This is a genomic window from Bifidobacterium sp. ESL1130 (assembly GCF_058507935.1).
Genome location: NZ_CP196379.1, coordinates 1,435,517 through 1,452,532 on the forward strand (window position 1 = coordinate 1,435,517; position 17,016 = coordinate 1,452,532).

11 protein-coding genes, 1 tRNA gene and 3 pseudogenes are annotated in these 17,016 nt (G+C 57.8%); 8 read left to right on the forward strand and 7 right to left on the reverse strand.

Features of this window, described 5'->3' with window-relative positions:
- Window positions 1-135 precede the first annotated feature (135 nt).
- Window positions 136-1,515 (forward strand): alpha/beta hydrolase, encoded by a 1,380-nt coding sequence (locus ACSYSO_RS05625; protein WP_489760814.1) that lies wholly within the window; start codon window positions 136-138, stop codon window positions 1,513-1,515.
- A 63-nt stretch (window positions 1,516-1,578) separates the two neighbouring features.
- Window positions 1,579-4,599, forward strand: coding sequence for a bifunctional lysylphosphatidylglycerol flippase/synthetase MprF (locus ACSYSO_RS05630; RefSeq protein WP_489760815.1), 3,021 nt, complete (start codon window positions 1,579-1,581; stop codon window positions 4,597-4,599).
- Between the two features lie 49 nt (window positions 4,600-4,648).
- Here ACSYSO_RS05630 and yhbY read toward each other — a convergent pair whose 3' ends face one another.
- The gene (yhbY, locus tag ACSYSO_RS05635) at window positions 4,649-4,966 is read right to left on the reverse strand and encodes a ribosome assembly RNA-binding protein YhbY (protein ID WP_489760816.1); all 318 of its coding nucleotides are present in this window, start codon (window positions 4,964-4,966) and stop codon (window positions 4,649-4,651) included.
- 633 nt (window positions 4,967-5,599) lie between these two features.
- Between yhbY and ACSYSO_RS05640 the strand changes: the two are divergent.
- The 5 genes and pseudogenes from ACSYSO_RS05640 to nhaA all read left to right on the forward strand — a co-directional run bounded on the left by ACSYSO_RS05640 (window position 5,600) and on the right by nhaA (window position 8,211).
- Window positions 5,600-5,796, forward strand: a pseudogene (locus ACSYSO_RS05640) (type II toxin-antitoxin system HicA family toxin).
- Window positions 5,793-6,206, forward strand: coding sequence for a type II toxin-antitoxin system HicB family antitoxin (locus tag ACSYSO_RS05645; protein WP_489760817.1), 414 nt, complete (start codon window positions 5,793-5,795; stop codon window positions 6,204-6,206). The pseudogene ACSYSO_RS05640 and the gene ACSYSO_RS05645 overlap by 4 nt, the downstream one beginning before the upstream one ends.
- Before the next feature lie 9 nt (window positions 6,207-6,215).
- Window positions 6,216-6,426, forward strand: a pseudogene (locus ACSYSO_RS05650) (hypothetical protein).
- A gap of 184 nt (window positions 6,427-6,610) precedes the next feature.
- Window positions 6,611-6,721: pseudogene (locus ACSYSO_RS05655) on the forward strand (transposase-like zinc-binding domain-containing protein); the annotation flags it as partial.
- Between the two features lie 308 nt (window positions 6,722-7,029).
- Window positions 7,030-8,211: a Na+/H+ antiporter NhaA gene (nhaA, locus tag ACSYSO_RS05660; RefSeq protein ID WP_491701664.1), complete on the forward strand. Its 1,182-nt coding sequence runs from the start codon at window positions 7,030-7,032 to the stop codon at window positions 8,209-8,211.
- An 80-nt stretch (window positions 8,212-8,291) separates the two neighbouring features.
- On the opposite strand, the gene ACSYSO_RS05665 is transcribed toward nhaA, so the two are convergent.
- The 4 genes from ACSYSO_RS05665 to ACSYSO_RS05680 all read right to left on the reverse strand — a co-directional run bounded on the left by ACSYSO_RS05665 (window position 8,292) and on the right by ACSYSO_RS05680 (window position 12,272).
- A tRNA-Arg gene (locus ACSYSO_RS05665) sits at window positions 8,292-8,368 on the reverse strand.
- Between the two features lie 151 nt (window positions 8,369-8,519).
- Window positions 8,520-9,683: a hydroxymethylglutaryl-CoA synthase gene (locus tag ACSYSO_RS05670; protein ID WP_489760819.1), complete on the reverse strand. Its 1,164-nt coding sequence runs from the start codon at window positions 9,681-9,683 to the stop codon at window positions 8,520-8,522.
- 47 nt (window positions 9,684-9,730) lie between these two features.
- Window positions 9,731-10,996, reverse strand: a complete 1,266-nt coding sequence (locus ACSYSO_RS05675) for a hydroxymethylglutaryl-CoA reductase, degradative (RefSeq protein ID WP_491701665.1) — start codon at window positions 10,994-10,996, stop codon at window positions 9,731-9,733.
- An 82-nt stretch (window positions 10,997-11,078) separates the two neighbouring features.
- Window positions 11,079-12,272: a thiolase family protein gene (locus tag ACSYSO_RS05680; RefSeq protein ID WP_489760821.1), complete on the reverse strand. Its 1,194-nt coding sequence runs from the start codon at window positions 12,270-12,272 to the stop codon at window positions 11,079-11,081.
- A gap of 192 nt (window positions 12,273-12,464) precedes the next feature.
- Here ACSYSO_RS05680 and ACSYSO_RS05685 point away from each other — a divergent pair, with 192 nt between their 5' ends.
- Complete coding sequence (locus ACSYSO_RS05685) at window positions 12,465-13,640, forward strand: ATP-binding protein (protein WP_489760822.1); 1,176 nt, start codon at window positions 12,465-12,467, stop codon at window positions 13,638-13,640.
- Between the two features lie 39 nt (window positions 13,641-13,679).
- On the opposite strand, the gene ACSYSO_RS05690 is transcribed toward ACSYSO_RS05685, so the two are convergent.
- A complete protein-coding gene (locus tag ACSYSO_RS05690) occupies window positions 13,680-14,801 on the reverse strand; it encodes an SLC13 family permease (RefSeq protein ID WP_489760823.1) in 1,122 nt (373 codons plus the stop codon).
- 111 nt (window positions 14,802-14,912) lie between these two features.
- Window positions 14,913-16,997: a DNA primase gene (gene dnaG, locus ACSYSO_RS05695; RefSeq protein WP_489797946.1), complete on the reverse strand. Its 2,085-nt coding sequence runs from the start codon at window positions 16,995-16,997 to the stop codon at window positions 14,913-14,915.
- Between the last annotated feature and the right edge of the window lie 19 nt (window positions 16,998-17,016).

Sequence of the window (17,016 nt, forward strand, 5' to 3'; positions counted from 1 at the left end):
TACCCCACATCTCATACAGTTCAAACATGGCGAACATCATCCCCGTGGCCGATTGAACGCTTGTTGAGACGCGCTTAGGATGGTGTCAGAATTTACTGCCGTCACGGGCACGGGTACATAAAGCGAAGGTAAGCCATGGATTGGTTTTTTAAGATACGGTTGATCGGCGGCTGGCTGCCACCCACCATGATGGTCATCACCATCGTGGGCATCGCGCTGGTGGTGCTGCTCAAGTCCAAGAAGGGATGGCTCAAACCACTATTGCTCCAACTGGGCATCGGTATTCTCGGCTTCTTGGCGGGTGCGTTGGTGGTGTGGCTCATCTCCGATGTGTTCCGCGTGTTTGGGGTGAGTTTGGGATGGGCGGTCATGACCACCATCGCCATAGGCGTCGGTGTCATTACCGCTCTGGTGGCAGCAGCGGTGCAATCCAAGGGGCTGCGTCGGGTTCTGGCTCTGATTATGGCGTTCATATCACTGCTTACGTGCATGCTTCAGGTCGACGGCATTTACGGTGAGTACACCACGATGGGTTCCCTGTTCGGTCATTCGCAGTTCTCCAAGCTTGATACCTCAGCGGAACGCAAAGCGGTAATGAGCGTGAAGCAATGGGAGGACCTTGCCGATAAGGGCAGGCTGCCGTCGATGCCTGATCGAGGAGAGGTGCATGCGGTGCGCATTCCCGCCACGATTTCAGATTTTCGTGCCAGAGGAGCGAACGTATATCTGCCTCCTGCAGCACTGAGCGAGAAACCACCGGCACTGCCTGTCATGATTGTGCTTGCCGGGCAACCAGGAAACAGCGATCGCTTCTTCACCGCAGGCCGTTTGGGTCAGATGCTCAACGCATACGCCAAACAACACCACGGATTGGCCCCTATCGCCATCTCTCCTGATCAAAACGGTGCCATCTCCCGCAACTCACTGTGCGCCGACACAGACGTCTACGGCAACGCCGAAACCTACATCACCAAAGATGTCAGTGCTTGGGTAAAGGCGAATCTTCCCGTCTCCACCAAGGCCAAGGACTGGCTTATCGGCGGTTTCTCGCAGGGCGCCACATGCAGCACGCAGCTGGGCCCCGCCCATCCCGATCTTTACGGCCATGTGTTCTCTGCCGGCGGTGAGATCGAGCCGGTTGACGGTTCCCGGAAAGCCACGGTGAAGAAGTTCTTCGACGGTGACGAGCACGCTTACGAATCGCACGTTCCCATCACCATCATCAAACGGCACAGCCCCAGCACACAGACATGGTTCAGCGTGGCCGGCGAATGGGACAGCAAGTCGCAAAAGAACCAGCTGAAAATCGCCACGGCGGCCAAGCAGGCAGGTATGCGCACCACCACCGTTATAGCGCACGAATCAGGCCACGACTGGCATACCGTGCAGGCAGCCATGGAGGCGCAAGTCGACATGTTCGGCACAGAGACCGGCATGGGTTCCACAGGCAGAGACATTGCCGACTATCCCAAGCTCACCCTTGTAGACTCGGCAACCACCATAAGAACAGACTGACGAGGCATGTTGTAAGCCACACGCATCCCACCCATCCAAGTTTCACCATTAACAGAGGGCATTATGCAGGATAACGACACCACCGAGCCGCGGAATGGCCATTCCGCCCCAGCTCGCGCAGCACAGAGCGAACCTCAGTGTGCGCCGGGCACAGCTTCCCGCCCGGGCGAAGCCGAAGACGGCAGCAGCACTTCGAAATCCGCAGCTTCTGCACAGCACCCCTCACCGGACTCCTCAGAACCTGCCTCGAAAAACTCTGAGCGACCATTCGAGCACGGAGATGCCACAGGCAAAACCAGAACGGACGCGCCACACCCGCAGCCTCAAGCTCGACCTAAGGCAGCCAAACAACCAAGCCGTAAACAAACACCTCAATCAAGCTGGCGAGTACTCGGCAGCGACCTGCAACGCTGGATGCACGGCCACGTCTTCGCCATCAGCGTGTCCTTGCTCTTCGTACTGGCCAATTTCACCCGGTGGATCTGGCGCGCATCACGGCATATCGTCTCCAACCCGACCGTGCACAGTCTCAGCCTGTCCCAAGCACTTAAAGACCGGCATCTATTGCCCGGCGGATCGGTACAGGACAATCATCCCGATCTTCTCACTTGGCTCAATCATGTGCTGGGTTCAGTCGTGTTTGTGCGGGGTCTGTTCCAGCTTCTGCTCTACTTCGTATTGCTGCTTGTTGTCATCAGCTCGGTACAGACACGCCTTGGAGTATGGAAAACCATAGCCACCTCCCTGTTCAGCGCCATTCTCGGATCAACGTTGGGCCTTGGCATATGCATGTTGGTGAGTCACACCATCACCGGTTGGTCGAGGCTGCAGGAACTTCCGGTCACACTCTCCCCTCTCGTGCTGATTGTGGGGGCACTTATGGCCCAAAGCGCGTTCGAGTCCGTACTGTGGCGCCGCCGCATAGTACTCATCACCTACACCACGGTGGGCACGCTCCTGCTGTTCAGCGGCAATCCAGGCGACTATTGCAACCTCGCCGCCGCAGTGGTCGGGCATGCCCTCGGCCTGCTGATGCGCGGGAAAACGGTCGATAAGGTAAGTTGGAAACGTGGCACCGACTATGAGATTCGCCGTCTGTTCACCTTCGCTCAACTCGTGCTTGCCATCGGTCCCATTTTCTCGCTGACCTCCACCTCACGCTTCGGCCTGTTCACCTCGCTCGGTCTCTTCTACTCTTCGATGGTGGGCGATTCGTCCCTGCTGCGTTCATGCAGCGCCAATCAAAGCGTGCAAAGCTGCATCATGGTCTCCGGGCAGCACCATCTGGAACTGCTGGGACTATGGATTCATATCCTGCTGCCGGTGGCCGCACTTGCCGTGGTGGCTTGGGGTCTATACCATGGACGCCGTCTTGCAGCATGGACCAGCATGGCCCTCAACACTTTGGTAGTTATCTTCACCGTGCTCTACTACGTGGTCTTCCCCATCTGGTTCGCACCTTTGGGTGCCGGCCCCTCAAAAAACCATGCCGTGATGCCGGCCTTCATCCTCACGGCGTTACCGCCGCTGCTTCTGGTTATGTTCATGGCACGACAGCTCGAACATTTTGAAATCGCCACGCCCGCCAGCCGCATACGACGCGGTATCGGCACCATCGCACTCATACTGGTCGGCACCGTGGCAGGATATACCGCATTCGCATTGTCCTTCCCCGATTCGTTCAAGCCCAAGCCAGATCTCAAACTCCTGGTACTCGACATGCTGCGCCGTCTCCTACCTTCGGGATTCGCAGGACGCAGACCATCCATCATCAAACCCGACACCGTACCGGCAACACTGGTGAGCGAGGGATTCACCACCTTGTTCTGGCTCACGGTGTTGGTGGTGTTCATTCTCTGGTTCAAAGACAACGTCACGCCTGACGAGCACGATCGCGCCAAAGCGAACCTGCTGGTGCAGGCCGGTGGATCCTCCATGAGCTTCATGACTACTTGGGAAGACAATCACTACTGGTTCTCCCAGTCCGGCCATAGCGCCATCGCCTATCGCGTGCTGCATGGCATCGCCTTGAGCGTGACCGGCCCATTCGGCGACGAACGGGAGTACCGTGACGATCTTGCACAGTTTACCGCCTTCTGCGAAAACCGAGGCTGGAGTCCCGCATTCTATGCGGTGCACGACGACCAACGCACCATACTCGAGAGCATGGGCTGCAGTTCCATACAGGTAGGCACCGAAATGGTGATCGACCCGAACCAGTGGCAGACGCGCGGCAAGAAATGGCAGGATATCCGCACCGCCATCAACAAGGCCAAACGGGACGGCATCACCGATGAACTGTGCACCTACGACACTGCGGGATTCGACATTCAACAGCAAATCGTCGAAATCTCCGAGCAGTGGACTCAGCTCAAAGCCCTGCCCGAAATGAAGTTCACGTTAGGCGGTTTGGAAGAACTGCGCGATGAGCGCGTGGCATTGCTCTACGCCAAGGATGCCGACGGGCGAGTGCTCGGCGTGACCAGCTGGCTACCCACCTACCGGGCCGGCCATGTGGTGGGATGGACACTCGACTTCATGCGTCACCGTACCGACAGCCCCAATGGCATCATGGAATATCTCATCGCACGTATGGCGGAAAGACTGCGTGACCAACGCCTTGCCAACCCCGACGGCGGTGTGGAGTTCATGAGTTTGTCCGCCGCTCCCCTGGCCGGTATGGGCGAAGGCCGGGTCACAGAGACACAAAGCGGGGAACAGAACAAAGCCGACAATCCGCAGCAAACTTCCGATTGCGGAACCGGTGACGCCGGTATTCCATCCAATCCGGTGCAGGCACAGTCCGGCACCGAGATTATCGAGCATGCCTTGCAGATTGTGGCAGACATCATGGAACCGGCATATGGGTTCAAGTCGCTGTTCTTCTTCAAGCGCAAGTTCCAGCCCAAACCAGATCCCATCTACGTCTGCTACCCAGACGCAGCGAAACTCGCACAAATCGGCATCTCCGTGGTAAATGCGTACGTGCCCGAACTCAAAGCCAATCAGGTCGTGGATATTCTCAAGACCATGGCGTCAACGAAGAAAACCTCGAGCAACAGCGACCACAAGGGGCGCGAATAGCTTCACGTAGACGGGGTTATGAAGCATGCTCGCATGCCCAAGCGCAACTTTAGCGAACCAGCTGAATCGTCTTCACGCCCGGCTTCTTGGTGGGACGATACAGCACGAAACGGTGGCCGATGACCTGCACCACCTGAGCGCCGACCTGACCAGACAGTGCCTCGCTGACCTCTTTCTCATCGACAGGGCAGCCGTCCTGCAGAGAACATTTGAGCAACTCGTGCGATTCCAACGTTTGCGCAGCCTGGCGCACCGTCTCATCGGTCAGACCATTCTTGCCGATCCACAGCATCGGCTCCAATGTGTTCGCCAACGTGCGCAGCTGCTTAATCTGCCTCTTGTTGAGTTTGCGCTGCTTCGAAACCATTCTTTTACCCCTACATTCCATACAAACCGATACACGATCAAGCTCCCGCAAACGACGCACCGCCGTTTGCGCACACAACCAGCCGCATTGCGTATACAAGCGGACTGCACTACGCACCATCATACAGACACCTCTGGGAATATAAGCTCCATGGCGAATGTCTTAGATGACTTGGCCGGGACGTCATCGCATTGAGCCACATTTGCAGACAAGTCTCGAATGAGTCAATCCTTCGAGAACAAGGTTCGTTGTCCGCATGCAACATTGTTATTGCCAAGACATATTTCCCAGAGCCTGGGTACGAGTTGACTCTGGAGCGCGTACCTGAAACATCCGCATCCAGAGGTTCGATGACACTACCCTGTGTCAACCGTCTTCGCCCACCCTGACGGGCAACTGGTCGGATACATTTCAGCGCAACAGTCAAAACGCTACTACCCATATATCAAACGCCGCACGCATGCTCCTGCTGCATAACAGCCACCAGTCAGGGTGGCAAAAACCCGAACTCCAGCTCCAGATACTGCCGCCGAGATTCTAGCCGCGGCTAATGAACACCTGAAGCATGATAATTATCAAAGGTGGCGGCATTTACTGCTTGACTTTCATACGCATTATGCGTATTGCTTAGGTATGAGGTTCAAGGAACTCGAGAAACGGCTGATGGCAGACGGATGGCAACTGTACGCGTAAGCGGGCAGCCACTGCCAATACACGCACCCCAGCAAGCCCGGCAAGGTGACCGTGCCCAAACACAACGGCGACCTCGCCCCTTCACCGTCAAGTCCATCTGGAAACAAGCCGGCACCAACGAAAGGAAAATCAAATGAAACTCGTCTACCCCATCATCCTATACCCCTCCGGCACTCCGGATGGTTGCACTGTTACCGCCCCAGATATGCCAGGACTGGTTACCGAAGGCAATAATCTGGCCGAAGTGCTCACCATGGCACAAGACGCGGCCAGCGGCTGGGTCCTCACCGAACTCGAGGCAGGACGCCCTGCACCCAAAGCCACCGATGTACACAATGTTATGCCAGAAGAAAGCGATGGCATCGTCACTCTGATCACCCTCGACATGGACGACTACGCTGCTAGGTATGGCAGCAAAGCCGTGCGCAAGAACGTCACCATCCCCGCATGGCTCGACACCTATGCAGAGCAACACCATATCAACTACTCGCAGGTGTTGCGCGACGGTCTCGAGACCAACTACCGGCGCGAACTACAAAACGCATAGGAACATCACATGAAAATCGGTATGCGCAAGCCGAGTGTCAAACGCTCTATCCGTGCCAGAACCACGGGCAGGCTCAAACAGCAAGTCAAAAAAGCTGTCATACCCGGGTACGGGAAGAAAGGCATGGGCTGGATCAAAGACCCCAAGAAAGCCGCTTACAACAAGGTCTACCGCAAAAACCACCTTCAGCCTCGGCGACCTGCTCAAACTGTTCAAGTAACACCTTAGACCCCATTAAACCGGGGGTCTTCCCATATCCGCAAACTCTATCAGCCAAAAGTCCGGGCTATAGGAATTAAACGTGGTGTTTAAGTTGCTTGTCCGCCCTTGTAGGAGTAAGTGTTTCGTGGTGTGTTTAGTGCCTGTCGCCATTAATCGCGGGTGTGCGGTGTTGCATGGCGAGTATGAGAACCACGTCGAGGAGGGCCCGTTTGTGCCCGGTATGCCATGGGCCGATGAAGAAGAACGGAAGAGCCGCTTCGGGTGCGCAGCGTTGGAAATGCGTGGCCTGCTCGTTCTGTCGCTCGGGTGACGTGGGATCCTGGGGAGTCTATCGATTCCCCGGGTCCGGCTCCAAGCTGAAAGGCCTGGCCGGAGATTGGACCTTAAATGCAAGGGCCAAGGAATTTGACCCGCTCAGCGTTTCGTGTGCTGTCCATTATGGCCGCGTCTGTGATATGCCATAGGCTTTGATGTGGTGTGCCGGGAAGACTGGTCGGCCGCTGCCGTTGAATCGGTGGTGTCGTGTGTCTTTCCAGAGGAGCCGAATATGCCGCAGCAGTCCAGCGTACACCGTAGCAACACGCAAAACGTCCGTCCTGTTATGCATGTCCTTCAGTTTTTGAACCGGGGCATGGTCGGCGGTCTGCTGGCCTTGCTTGGCGCAGTGGCGGGGCTGTTGCTAGCGAATTCGCCGATGAGCCAGGTCTTCTTTGATTTTTCCAATTGCCGTATCGGGCCTGCCGTAATGGGACTGCAACTGTCGGTGGGCCAGTGGGTGAGCGACGGTCTGTTGACGGTGTTCTTCTTCGCGACCGGTCTTGAGCTCATCACGGAGGTTCGTCTGGGCAGTCTGCGCAACCCTCGTACTGCTGCAGTGCCCGTTCTCGCCGCGTGCGGGGGCATGGTGGTGCCCGCACTCATCTACGCTGCCGTGCTCGTGCTGGGCGGTGACACCGGCGATCTGCGTGGCTGGGCCATACCCGTGTCCACGGATATCGCCTTCGCGCAATGCGTGTTCGCCCTCGCGGGCAAAGGGCTTCACCGGTTCCTGCGCGTTTTCCTGCTCACCCTTGCCACGGTCGATGACCTGCTGGGCATCCTTGTCATCGCTTTGTTCTACGCCGGAGACATCAAGCCGGTCATGCTGCTGGCGGCGCTGCTGCTCACGGCCGTCTTCGCGTGGCTCGCCCGCTGGCGCAGGCCGCAATGGTGGCTGATGATAGTGGTCGCTCTGGCCGCGTGGGTGTTTATGCTGCACTCGGGCGTGGAGGCCACCATCATCGGCGTGCTGCTCGGCGTGTCGGTGCCGACCCGGAAGGTCGGCGACGACCCGTTACCGCGTTCGGTGTACGTGCAGGAACGGGTGCAGCCGTTGACCAATGCCGTGGTACTGCCAGTATTCGCGCTGTTCGCCGCCGCGATTCCGCTGGCAGGCACGGGAGTGAATTCCAGCCCGTTCTCTCAGACACTGTTGTGGGCTGTCGTGGCCGGCCTGTTCATCGGCAAGCCGTTGGGAGTCATGGCTGCGACGGCTGCGGCCACGCGTTGGACCGGCCTGGGGCTGCCGGACGGGTTGAGGCTACGTAACCTGGTGCCGGTCAGTATGCTCTGCGGCATCGGCTTCACCGTGTCGCTGCTTATCTCCGGGCTGTCACTGACCGGCCCCGCCTATGATATCGGGCGCCTGGGCGTGCTCATCGGTTCCGTCGCCTCCGCATGCGCGGGTGCCTGCACGATGCACATCCCTTACTTCAGAGCAACGGAAAAGAAGAACAACTCGTAATCTATCACTGACTTTTACGCTGACTTCACATATCTCTGCGTAAAACAAAACCGTTGAAATCATTGAGATTTCAACGGTTCTGGTGACCCCGGCCGGATTCGAACCGGCGACCTACAGATTAGAAGTCAGTTGCTCTATCCAACTGAGCTACGGGGCCGAGCATCTCTACGAGACGCGCCTTCACGAGTATAGCAGCCGCTCCACCTGACTTCACGCAACGACACTCTCAGGCGTACCGGTACGCAACAACCTTGCCAACAGAACAATATCCATAACCCGTCTGGCGCGCAGACTCCAGCCGGGTTTTACTAACAATACTGCCGCTCGTGGCGGTTCACTTGCATCAAACGATGCGGCACATCAGGGTCGCTGGCTTCGATGTCCTGCAACGACCCATCTTCAACCAGTGTCTTGGTGAACTCGCGCTCATACTCTTCCACGCTCAGCCTTCTACGACGCTCCAGCATGCGCTGATGCCCTTGCGCATCGAGTCTCTCGCGGAAGCCATCCTGCAGCGTACCGAAGAACAGTTCAGCCTCGGATCCTGAACCATAACTGAACAAGCCGATGCGGTCGCCCGCTTCCAAACTGCCATCCTGTTCCAGCAACGAGATCAGGCCAAGATAGAGCGAACCAGTATAGATGTTACCCACCTGCTGGCCGTAGACAATGCTGTGCTCGAACCGCGCGGTCAGGCGGCCGTATGTAGCAGCATCCACTTTGCCTTCAAGCGTACGCAACCCCTTGCGTCCCATCTTCGAGAAGGGAATGTGGAACAGCTGCGCTGCCAGCCCGGCACCCTGCGTCAACCCCTCATTGGCGGCGCGATGCCACAGCGAAGTGAACATGCCCAAATAGACTTCTTCGGAATACTTGCCCTTGGCGAAGGCTACCGATGAGTAGTTTGGCCGCCAGAAATCGAAGGTGCTGCGGCTCATGGCCACTGATTTCGGCTCAATCGCCAGTATTCGCGGGTCGGCACTCACCACCATGGCCACGGCTCCGGCACCCTGCGTCACTTCCCCGGGCGTATTCAACCCGTAACGGGCAATGTCGGAGGCGATGACCAGCGCTTTGCGGTGCGGATGCGCCCGCACGAAATCCAGCGCGGTCTGCAAACCTGCGGTACCCCCAAAGCAAGCCTCTTTAATCTCCATGACGCGCATGGCTTCAGGCAAGGCGAGCATGCTGTGCACAAACAATGCTGACGCCTTGGACTGATCGACACCTGATTCGGTGCCGACTATCAGCAGTCCCAAACTCGCTTTTGTTTCCTCATCGAGCAACGGTTGCGCAGCGTTGGCACCCATGGAAGCGATATCTTGATCCAGCGGAGCCACAGCCATCTGCCGTTGACCGATACCGATCAGATACTTATCCGGATCCACTCCCCTGGCCTGCGCCAAATCGGTAAGATCCAAGTATTGATTGGGCGTGTAGAAGTTCATACTGTCGATGCCTACGGTCGTCATATGTCTCACGTTCCTTTCGTACAGTCTATACAGTGGCGAAGTGTTGTCTATCGTGCAGCCCGCACGTTAGCCAGTAAGGTGCGGGCTCGGTCCAGTCCGGCAACGGAAGGCTGAGCTCTCAATTCCGCGGCTACCTGTTCGATCTCGTGCTCCTGAGCGCCTGCCATAATCGCCAAGCTGCGGAATTGCAGATTCATGTGGCCGCTTTGAATACCTTGCGTGACCAGTGCGCGCATTGCTGCCAAATTGGAGGCCAGTCCCAGACTTGCCATGATGCCCATCAGTCTTTCAGCATCAGGCGACCCCAGCAAACGCATGGCGAGCTTGGCCATCGGCAATGTGGAAATAGCTCCTCCCACCGCACCTATGGGCAATGGAATCTCGATACTGCCAACCAGGCAGTCCTCTTCGAGACTCCACGACGCCCAAGTGCGTTTGCTGTCGGTCAGTGACGAATAGGCAGCTGCGGCAATATTGCGCGTGTCGTTGCCCGTGGCCAGTACCAATGCATTGATGCCGTTCATGATGCCTTTGTTGTTGGTGGCGGCTCGTGCCGGTGAACACTGGGCGAAACGATAGGCTGAGACGATGCGCCGTGCCACGGTCTGCCCGCCCATGCTTGCCGTAGCCAACGCACTGAAAGGAAACTTGGCTTGTGCCCGTGCCGTCTGCCCCGGTGCCTCGTTGGAGAGAATGGCCATAAGCAAATCCATTTCAGGCAGTTCATCTGCCAAATAGTGGGCCACTGCCTCGCTGACAGTGTTCACCACGTTGGCTCCCATGGCCTGCGCAGGATTGATAGTGAGACGAAATTCGGTGTATTCCTCACCATCACTGCTATAGGTCAGCGCTCTCGCATCGCTCAGACCTCCACCATGCGTTTGGAGGCTGGGGTGCGCCTGATGTGCCACTGTACGAATATGCTCCATATGCTGCTCAAGGAAACTTTGTGCGGCATCCATATGACCGCTGAACACAATCTGCCCTACCACGCCGTTGCGAACAGAAGAAGTAACGAAGCCTCCAGTCGATCGGCACCGCTTGGCTGCATTACTGGCTGCGGCAATCACGGACGGTTCCTCCACGGCCATGGGTACCAGTACCGGCTGTCCGTCAACGACAAAATTCTCTGCCACGCCGAACGGGACCGGAAAGACGCCAATCTGATTTTCCACCATGTTCGTGGCAATATCGGCGGGAAGCGCCGCGCAAGGCTCCAGGAGGTGCACATCCTCTTTGCTCAGTACGCCGTCGTTCGCCAGCTGTGCCACACGTTCAGACGTGGTAAGTTCATAGAATTTACGACCGCTCATCATGTCTCCTCACATCATGCACTATGCCGTTCATGAATACGTGCCATCTCACAGCCCTACCGCGCATACCGATTTTCAAACGCTATATTCGCTCAACTTCAAGCGCAATGCCCTGACCACCGCCCACGCACAACGAAGCGATGCCGCGGCGCAGGTCAAGCCGTTGCAACGTATGTACCAACGTGGTCAGTATGCGTGCGCCAGATGCCCCGAGCGGGTGCCCCAGCGCAAGCGCACCACCGCACACGTTGTACTTCTCGTCGGCGATCCCCAGTTCGCGCTGCACCACCAACGCCTGCGCTGCGAATGCTTCGTTGACTTCAAACAGGTCGATGTCGTCCACATTCTGCCCGTTGCGTTCCAGGAGCCTGCGCACTGCCGGCACCGGCGCATACCCCATGATTTCGGGGTTGCACCCGGCTTCGGCATATCCGCTGATGCGGGCGAGCGGACGCCAACCCATGCTCTGTGCGGTTTCAAGAGAGCAAAGCACCATCAGGCTTGCTCCATCGCTGATTGGTGAGGCGTTGCCCGCTGTCACCACGCCGTTCTCGCAATATACCGGACGTAGACCGGCCAAAGTCTGCGCGGATGTTTCGGGACGTATCGACTCATCACTGCTTACCTCAGCACCCTCCCCCGTGGATGATGCTACATGCACGGCAATGATCTCGTCGTCGAACCACCCCTGCTCTTGTGCACGCGCTGCGCGTTGCTGCGAGCGCGCCGCGTATTCATCCTGTTCCGTACGGCTCAGGTTGAATCGCTGACTCAGGTTTTCGGCAGTCTGACCGACTGGATAGCCGTGGAACGCGTCGTTCAGCCCGTCATCGAATAGACTGTCTCCCCAAGCTGAGGTGTCGAAGCTCTTTTTTCCGGTGCGTCTGGCCAACGCGGGAGCACACGACATGCTCTCAACCCCGCCTGCAACCACCACGCGCGCGTCACCCATCATCAAGGCCGACTGTGCCAGGCGAATGGCTTTCAGCCCTGAACCACACACCTGGTTCACCGTCATGGCGGTGGAGCTTTCTCTCATGCCTGAGTTCAGAGCGACTTGGCGGGACACATTCTGCCCCAACCCGGCTGCGAGCACGTTGCCGAGAATCATCTGGTCAACTGTTTCGGGGTCGATGCCGGAGCGTTCAAACATGGAGGTGCACAACGCCGTACCCATCTCGGCAGCACTCGTCGAGCCGAAAGCTCCACGGAACTTGCCTATAGCGGTACGGCTTGCCGCAATAATCACCGTGTCTGTGGGACGCAAACTCTCCATACCCGTTCTTTCAAACTCGTCATTCCTACGCCGCATTAAACACGGCCCTGTTGGGTTACCATATGCCACTATAGAGCGACATGCTTCGCGACGGGCACACACGCGCAAACCTTTTACAAGATTCACACAATCTCCACATGCGTACAGCCGATTCTTCTTCTGACGCTCTAAGCATTCAAGTAGCATGTCATTATGACCGCTCATGCCTCGCAACACAAAGATTTCGACCATCAGATCTCAACATGGCAAGATCTGACGTTCGCCTATGCGCGGCCGGCGTTCGAAAAAGCCGGCGTACCGTGGAACGACGAGACGCTAAGCGAGCTGCACTTGCGCTTGGAGGATGGACAATACTCCAACGTCGCTTTGCTCCTGGCAGACCAGTGCCCATTCCACGTTAAATGTACGACGTTCGCGGGAGACTTCAGGACCACCGTGGCCGCACGGGATGACCTTTCAGGCTCGCTACTCAAGCAAATCGATGACGCCATGGCATGTTTGGAACATCATGATTCCGACCACGCGTGGCCGAAGGAGGCGCTTCACGAATCGCTGATCAATGCGCTGCTGCACCGCAACTACATGCTCAGCGGCCCCACCCTCATCAGCATGTTCGACTCGCGTATAGAAATCGTCTCGTTGGGCGGACTGACGGGTGGACTGGAAGTCAACGATCTGCTCAACGGGGTAAGTCAATCGCGCAACCCGTGGCTCGCCGACCTTTTCGCACGGCTCAACTTGAGCGAGAACTGCGGCACCGGCGTGCAGCGAGTACTCGAATCCTATGCGCATTCCATGGCGAGCCCGCAATTGCGAGTCGGCCCGACCTCCCTTGCCATGGTGCTGCCCAAACCGGTACTTGACAGTGAAGCCTGGCCTAGTCCCACGGTGCGCTCGTCATCTAGCAGTGCAGAACTCGACCAGACCGGAACGGGTGATGGAGCTGAGCCGGGGCACGCCAAACGCTACCGTTTCCCTACCGCCAAGCCCTATACCACCGACGATCCTGCAGCAGCGCTGGCCGGTATGCGCGTCATCGGAGTGGCTCCACTGAGCACGTTGGTATTGGCCTCTCAACACGGCGATGCAGCATCAGAAAAGCAACAGGGGGAACACGGCGCACACCCGCAACCCGCAGGCAGCGAGTTCGGTTTGGAAGTCGAAAAGCTTTCACAACACAATCTCGAGGAGGTTACCCTGCATCTCTTCGCCCAACGCGGTGTGCAACTGACGCGCGCCGAAGTGGAGCGCAAGCTCGGCTCCCCCAGTGGTCCGATTGCGCAAGCCTTACACGCGTTGACCCAACAGGGCAAGCTGGAGAAGGTTCACGAAGAGCAAGAAGCCGTTTACCGGTTGAGCCGCGCATAAAACGCACTGTACCGAAGCGCGCTGCATCAGATCGAACGCCTACTCGATAAGGAACGCCAAGCCGAGCAGCACTGCTAGGAAGAGCACATTGACTGCGGTATATACCGCCAGATAACGCCCCTTGCGGTCAGGATATTTGCGTGTGAGCTGTTGATAGGAAATAAGGGAAGCCATGGACGCAATAAGCGTGCCCAGACCGCCCAGATTGGTACCGATGATCAACGGCCTCCACTGACTGCAGAAACCGGACAGCAGAATCGAAGTCGGCACATTGCTCATAATCTGACTGGCACCCACCGACACCAACAATGGCTGCTTGTTGACCAGCGCAGCCACCAGAGCAGCAAACGCAGGCACCCGGCGCATGTTACCGATGAAAATGAAGAACATGATAAACGTTAACGGCAGGCCCCAGTCCACTTTCAAAATCGCCCTACGGTCGCATACCAAGAACACCGCAAACACCACCACGCACATCACCCACAGCGGCACCCAGCCGCCGACAGCCAGAATGCACAGCACAAACAATGCCATATACACCCAGGCACGCCAGCCTCCAGAGCCCCCTTCGCTCAGCAACGGGTCGAAGCTGTGCCCTATGCGACGGCGCCGAAACGCCAGGACTATGGCGAGCATGAGCATGACCAGAGAAAGCAGCGAATACGGTCCCATCACCATGAGGAACTGACCGGTAGGCATGCCTGAAACCGCTTTGAGATATAAGTTGTGCGCGTTTCCGATGGGCGTGAGCATGCTGCCGGTGTTGGCACCCAAGGTCATAAGCGTGACCACCAGCACCGACGCCCGCTCCATGCCGGCCATCGCCAGCACCGACAGGGCGAAAGGAACGAAAGTGACCAACGCGACGTCATTGGTGACGAACATGGCCGAGAAGAAGGTAAGCGCCACCAACGTGATGACCAGGCCGGCTTCGCTGCCTACGCGCCGCAGCAGCGACGTACCGATGCGCTGGAAAGTACCGATGCGCTGAAAACCGCACACCACCAGCATGAGGCATACCAGCTGGGAGATGGTGTTGACATGCACATATTCGAGATATTGGCGATCTGGATGGACGATGCAACAGGAAATGAGGGCGAGCACTGCGGCCACCACCGCAATGGTGTTGTTCTTAACCAGCCTGACTAACACACTGCTCATATCTTCCCCCACACCCAGGCCCAAGCGTGCCCCTGCACGCCCAGACCGGCGGCAATCCATACCGGATATCCGCCACATTCACCATCATTGTAGGACGACGCATGGCTTTTGCTACGCGGTCGTGTTGCCGTACACTTGCGCCTGCATGTCCTTACGCTCCGTTTCCAGCGACGTGATGCGTCCAAGCAACTCCAGTTTCTCCTCGCCGTCACCCAGCTGAGCCATCCGCCGTTTTGCTGCAGCAATACGGCGCATATATCCCAAATCAAGCAGCCGCGCCATCAACTCCTCGGCATACCTTCGCTCCTCCATGCTCGGATGGCGCAGCCGCTGACGTTCTGGATCCACACCCTCTCCGGCATGCCCTGACTGCTCTGTGGCGCGCAATCCCGAACTTTCCGATTCAGGCAGCGGCAACGGCAGCACCGCCAGTTCCGTGACCACCTGGGACAGCACAGGGCCGGCAGCCTTGTTCAGATTGTGCATCCACAGCCCTTGCGGCATGTCTGCTTGCGGCAATCCTCCTGCAGCGGTGACTGCTTGGAACAGGGAGCGGAACACGTCAGTCATAAAATTGTCGTCGTTCAGCTTGGCAAAACCGTCCGGCGGCACAGCAAGCGGCATTTGAATGAGCATGGCCATAAACTGCTGCTCGCTGATAAACACCGAATCGTCCACATGGTAATAGGTCTGATTGTCGGCGTTGCGCCGTTCGAGCGCCTTGCGTGCGGCAGGGTTCGAATACGGGTCTGCGTTCCGGTTTTCAAACGGGACGGCGTTGCGCCGTTTAGTGGCATATGCGTCGTCATCCTTGACATGCAGCTCGCGACGTGCACGGTTGACTTCTCGGCGCATGACCTCCAACTCCACTCCAATGCGGCGGGTGGCCTTGCGCGTGTACATATCGAGCATCGAACGGTCACGTATCTGTGCAATGAGCGGAGCCACCGCCTTCACCGCCCCCAACTGACCGGTGGTGAACGAGGTGTCGAAACGGTCGATGACGTTGTTCACCACGAAATCGTAGAGTGGCGACGCCCCGCTGATCAGCGCGCGCACTGCCTCGTTGCCCCGCTCGATGCGCAGATCGCACGGGTCAAGGTTGTCGTCGGCCACAGCGACGAATGTCTGCGATAGGAACGCGGCATCCAGACCGAACGCATGGATGGCCGCCTTCTGCCCTGCTGCATCGCCGTCGAAGGTGAAGACGATGCGCGAGCTGAGCGACTGCCCGTCTACATGCAAGGGTCCTACCAGCTGCACAGCGCCCAGTGAATCATCTGCGACCAGACGGCGCACGATCTTGGCATGCTCCTGACCGAACGCGGTGCCACACGTAGCCACCGCCGTGTCGATGCCGGCAAGATGGCATGCCATCACATCCGTGTACCCCTCCACGATGACGACCTGGCGTTTTTTGACGATGCTCGACTTGGCTATGTCAATGCCGTACAGCGCCTGTGTTTTTCGATACAGCTGCGTGTCCGGCGTGTTGATGTATTTGGAACTGACATTGTCGTCGTCATACAGTTTGCGCGCACCGAACCCAAGTGTGCGGCCTGTGGAATCGCGAATCGGCCAAGTGGCACGACCACGGAAATAATCGTAGACTCCGCGCTGGCCTTGCCTCGCCAAACCGGCGTCGAGCATCTCCTGTTGCGTGAACCCTTTGCCGGCAAGGTGACGCACCAAGTTGTCCCATCCTTGCGGCGCATACCCGCAACCGAATCGCTCGCAGTCGGCCTGACTGAAGTTACGCCCGCCCAGCAGCCTGCGTGCCGGCAGCGCCTCCTTGGAAAGAATCTGAGAGGTGAAGAACGCTTGCGCGGCCTCGTTGGCCTCCAGCAGCCGGGCGCGTTTGGAACCGGTGTGTTCAGGGCCTCCGGTGCCGGCCACATAGTGCAGTTCAATATGATATTTATCGGCAAGCAGCTCCACTGCCTCACGGAAGTCGATGTTTTCCTGCTGCTCCACGTAGGCGAATACGTCACCTCCCAAGCCGCAGCCGAAGCAATGCCACACGCCGAGCGTGGGACGGACGCTGAAACTGGGGCTCTTCTCATCATGGAAGGGGCATAGTCCCATGAACGTCCCCGTGCCTGAGGCTCGGAGCGTTACCGTGGACGAGACGATGTCGTAGAGGTCCGCCACAGAGCGCACCTTTTCCACGTCTTCCTTTTGAATCATGCCAGCCATAATTGTTCACCTTAGCGCC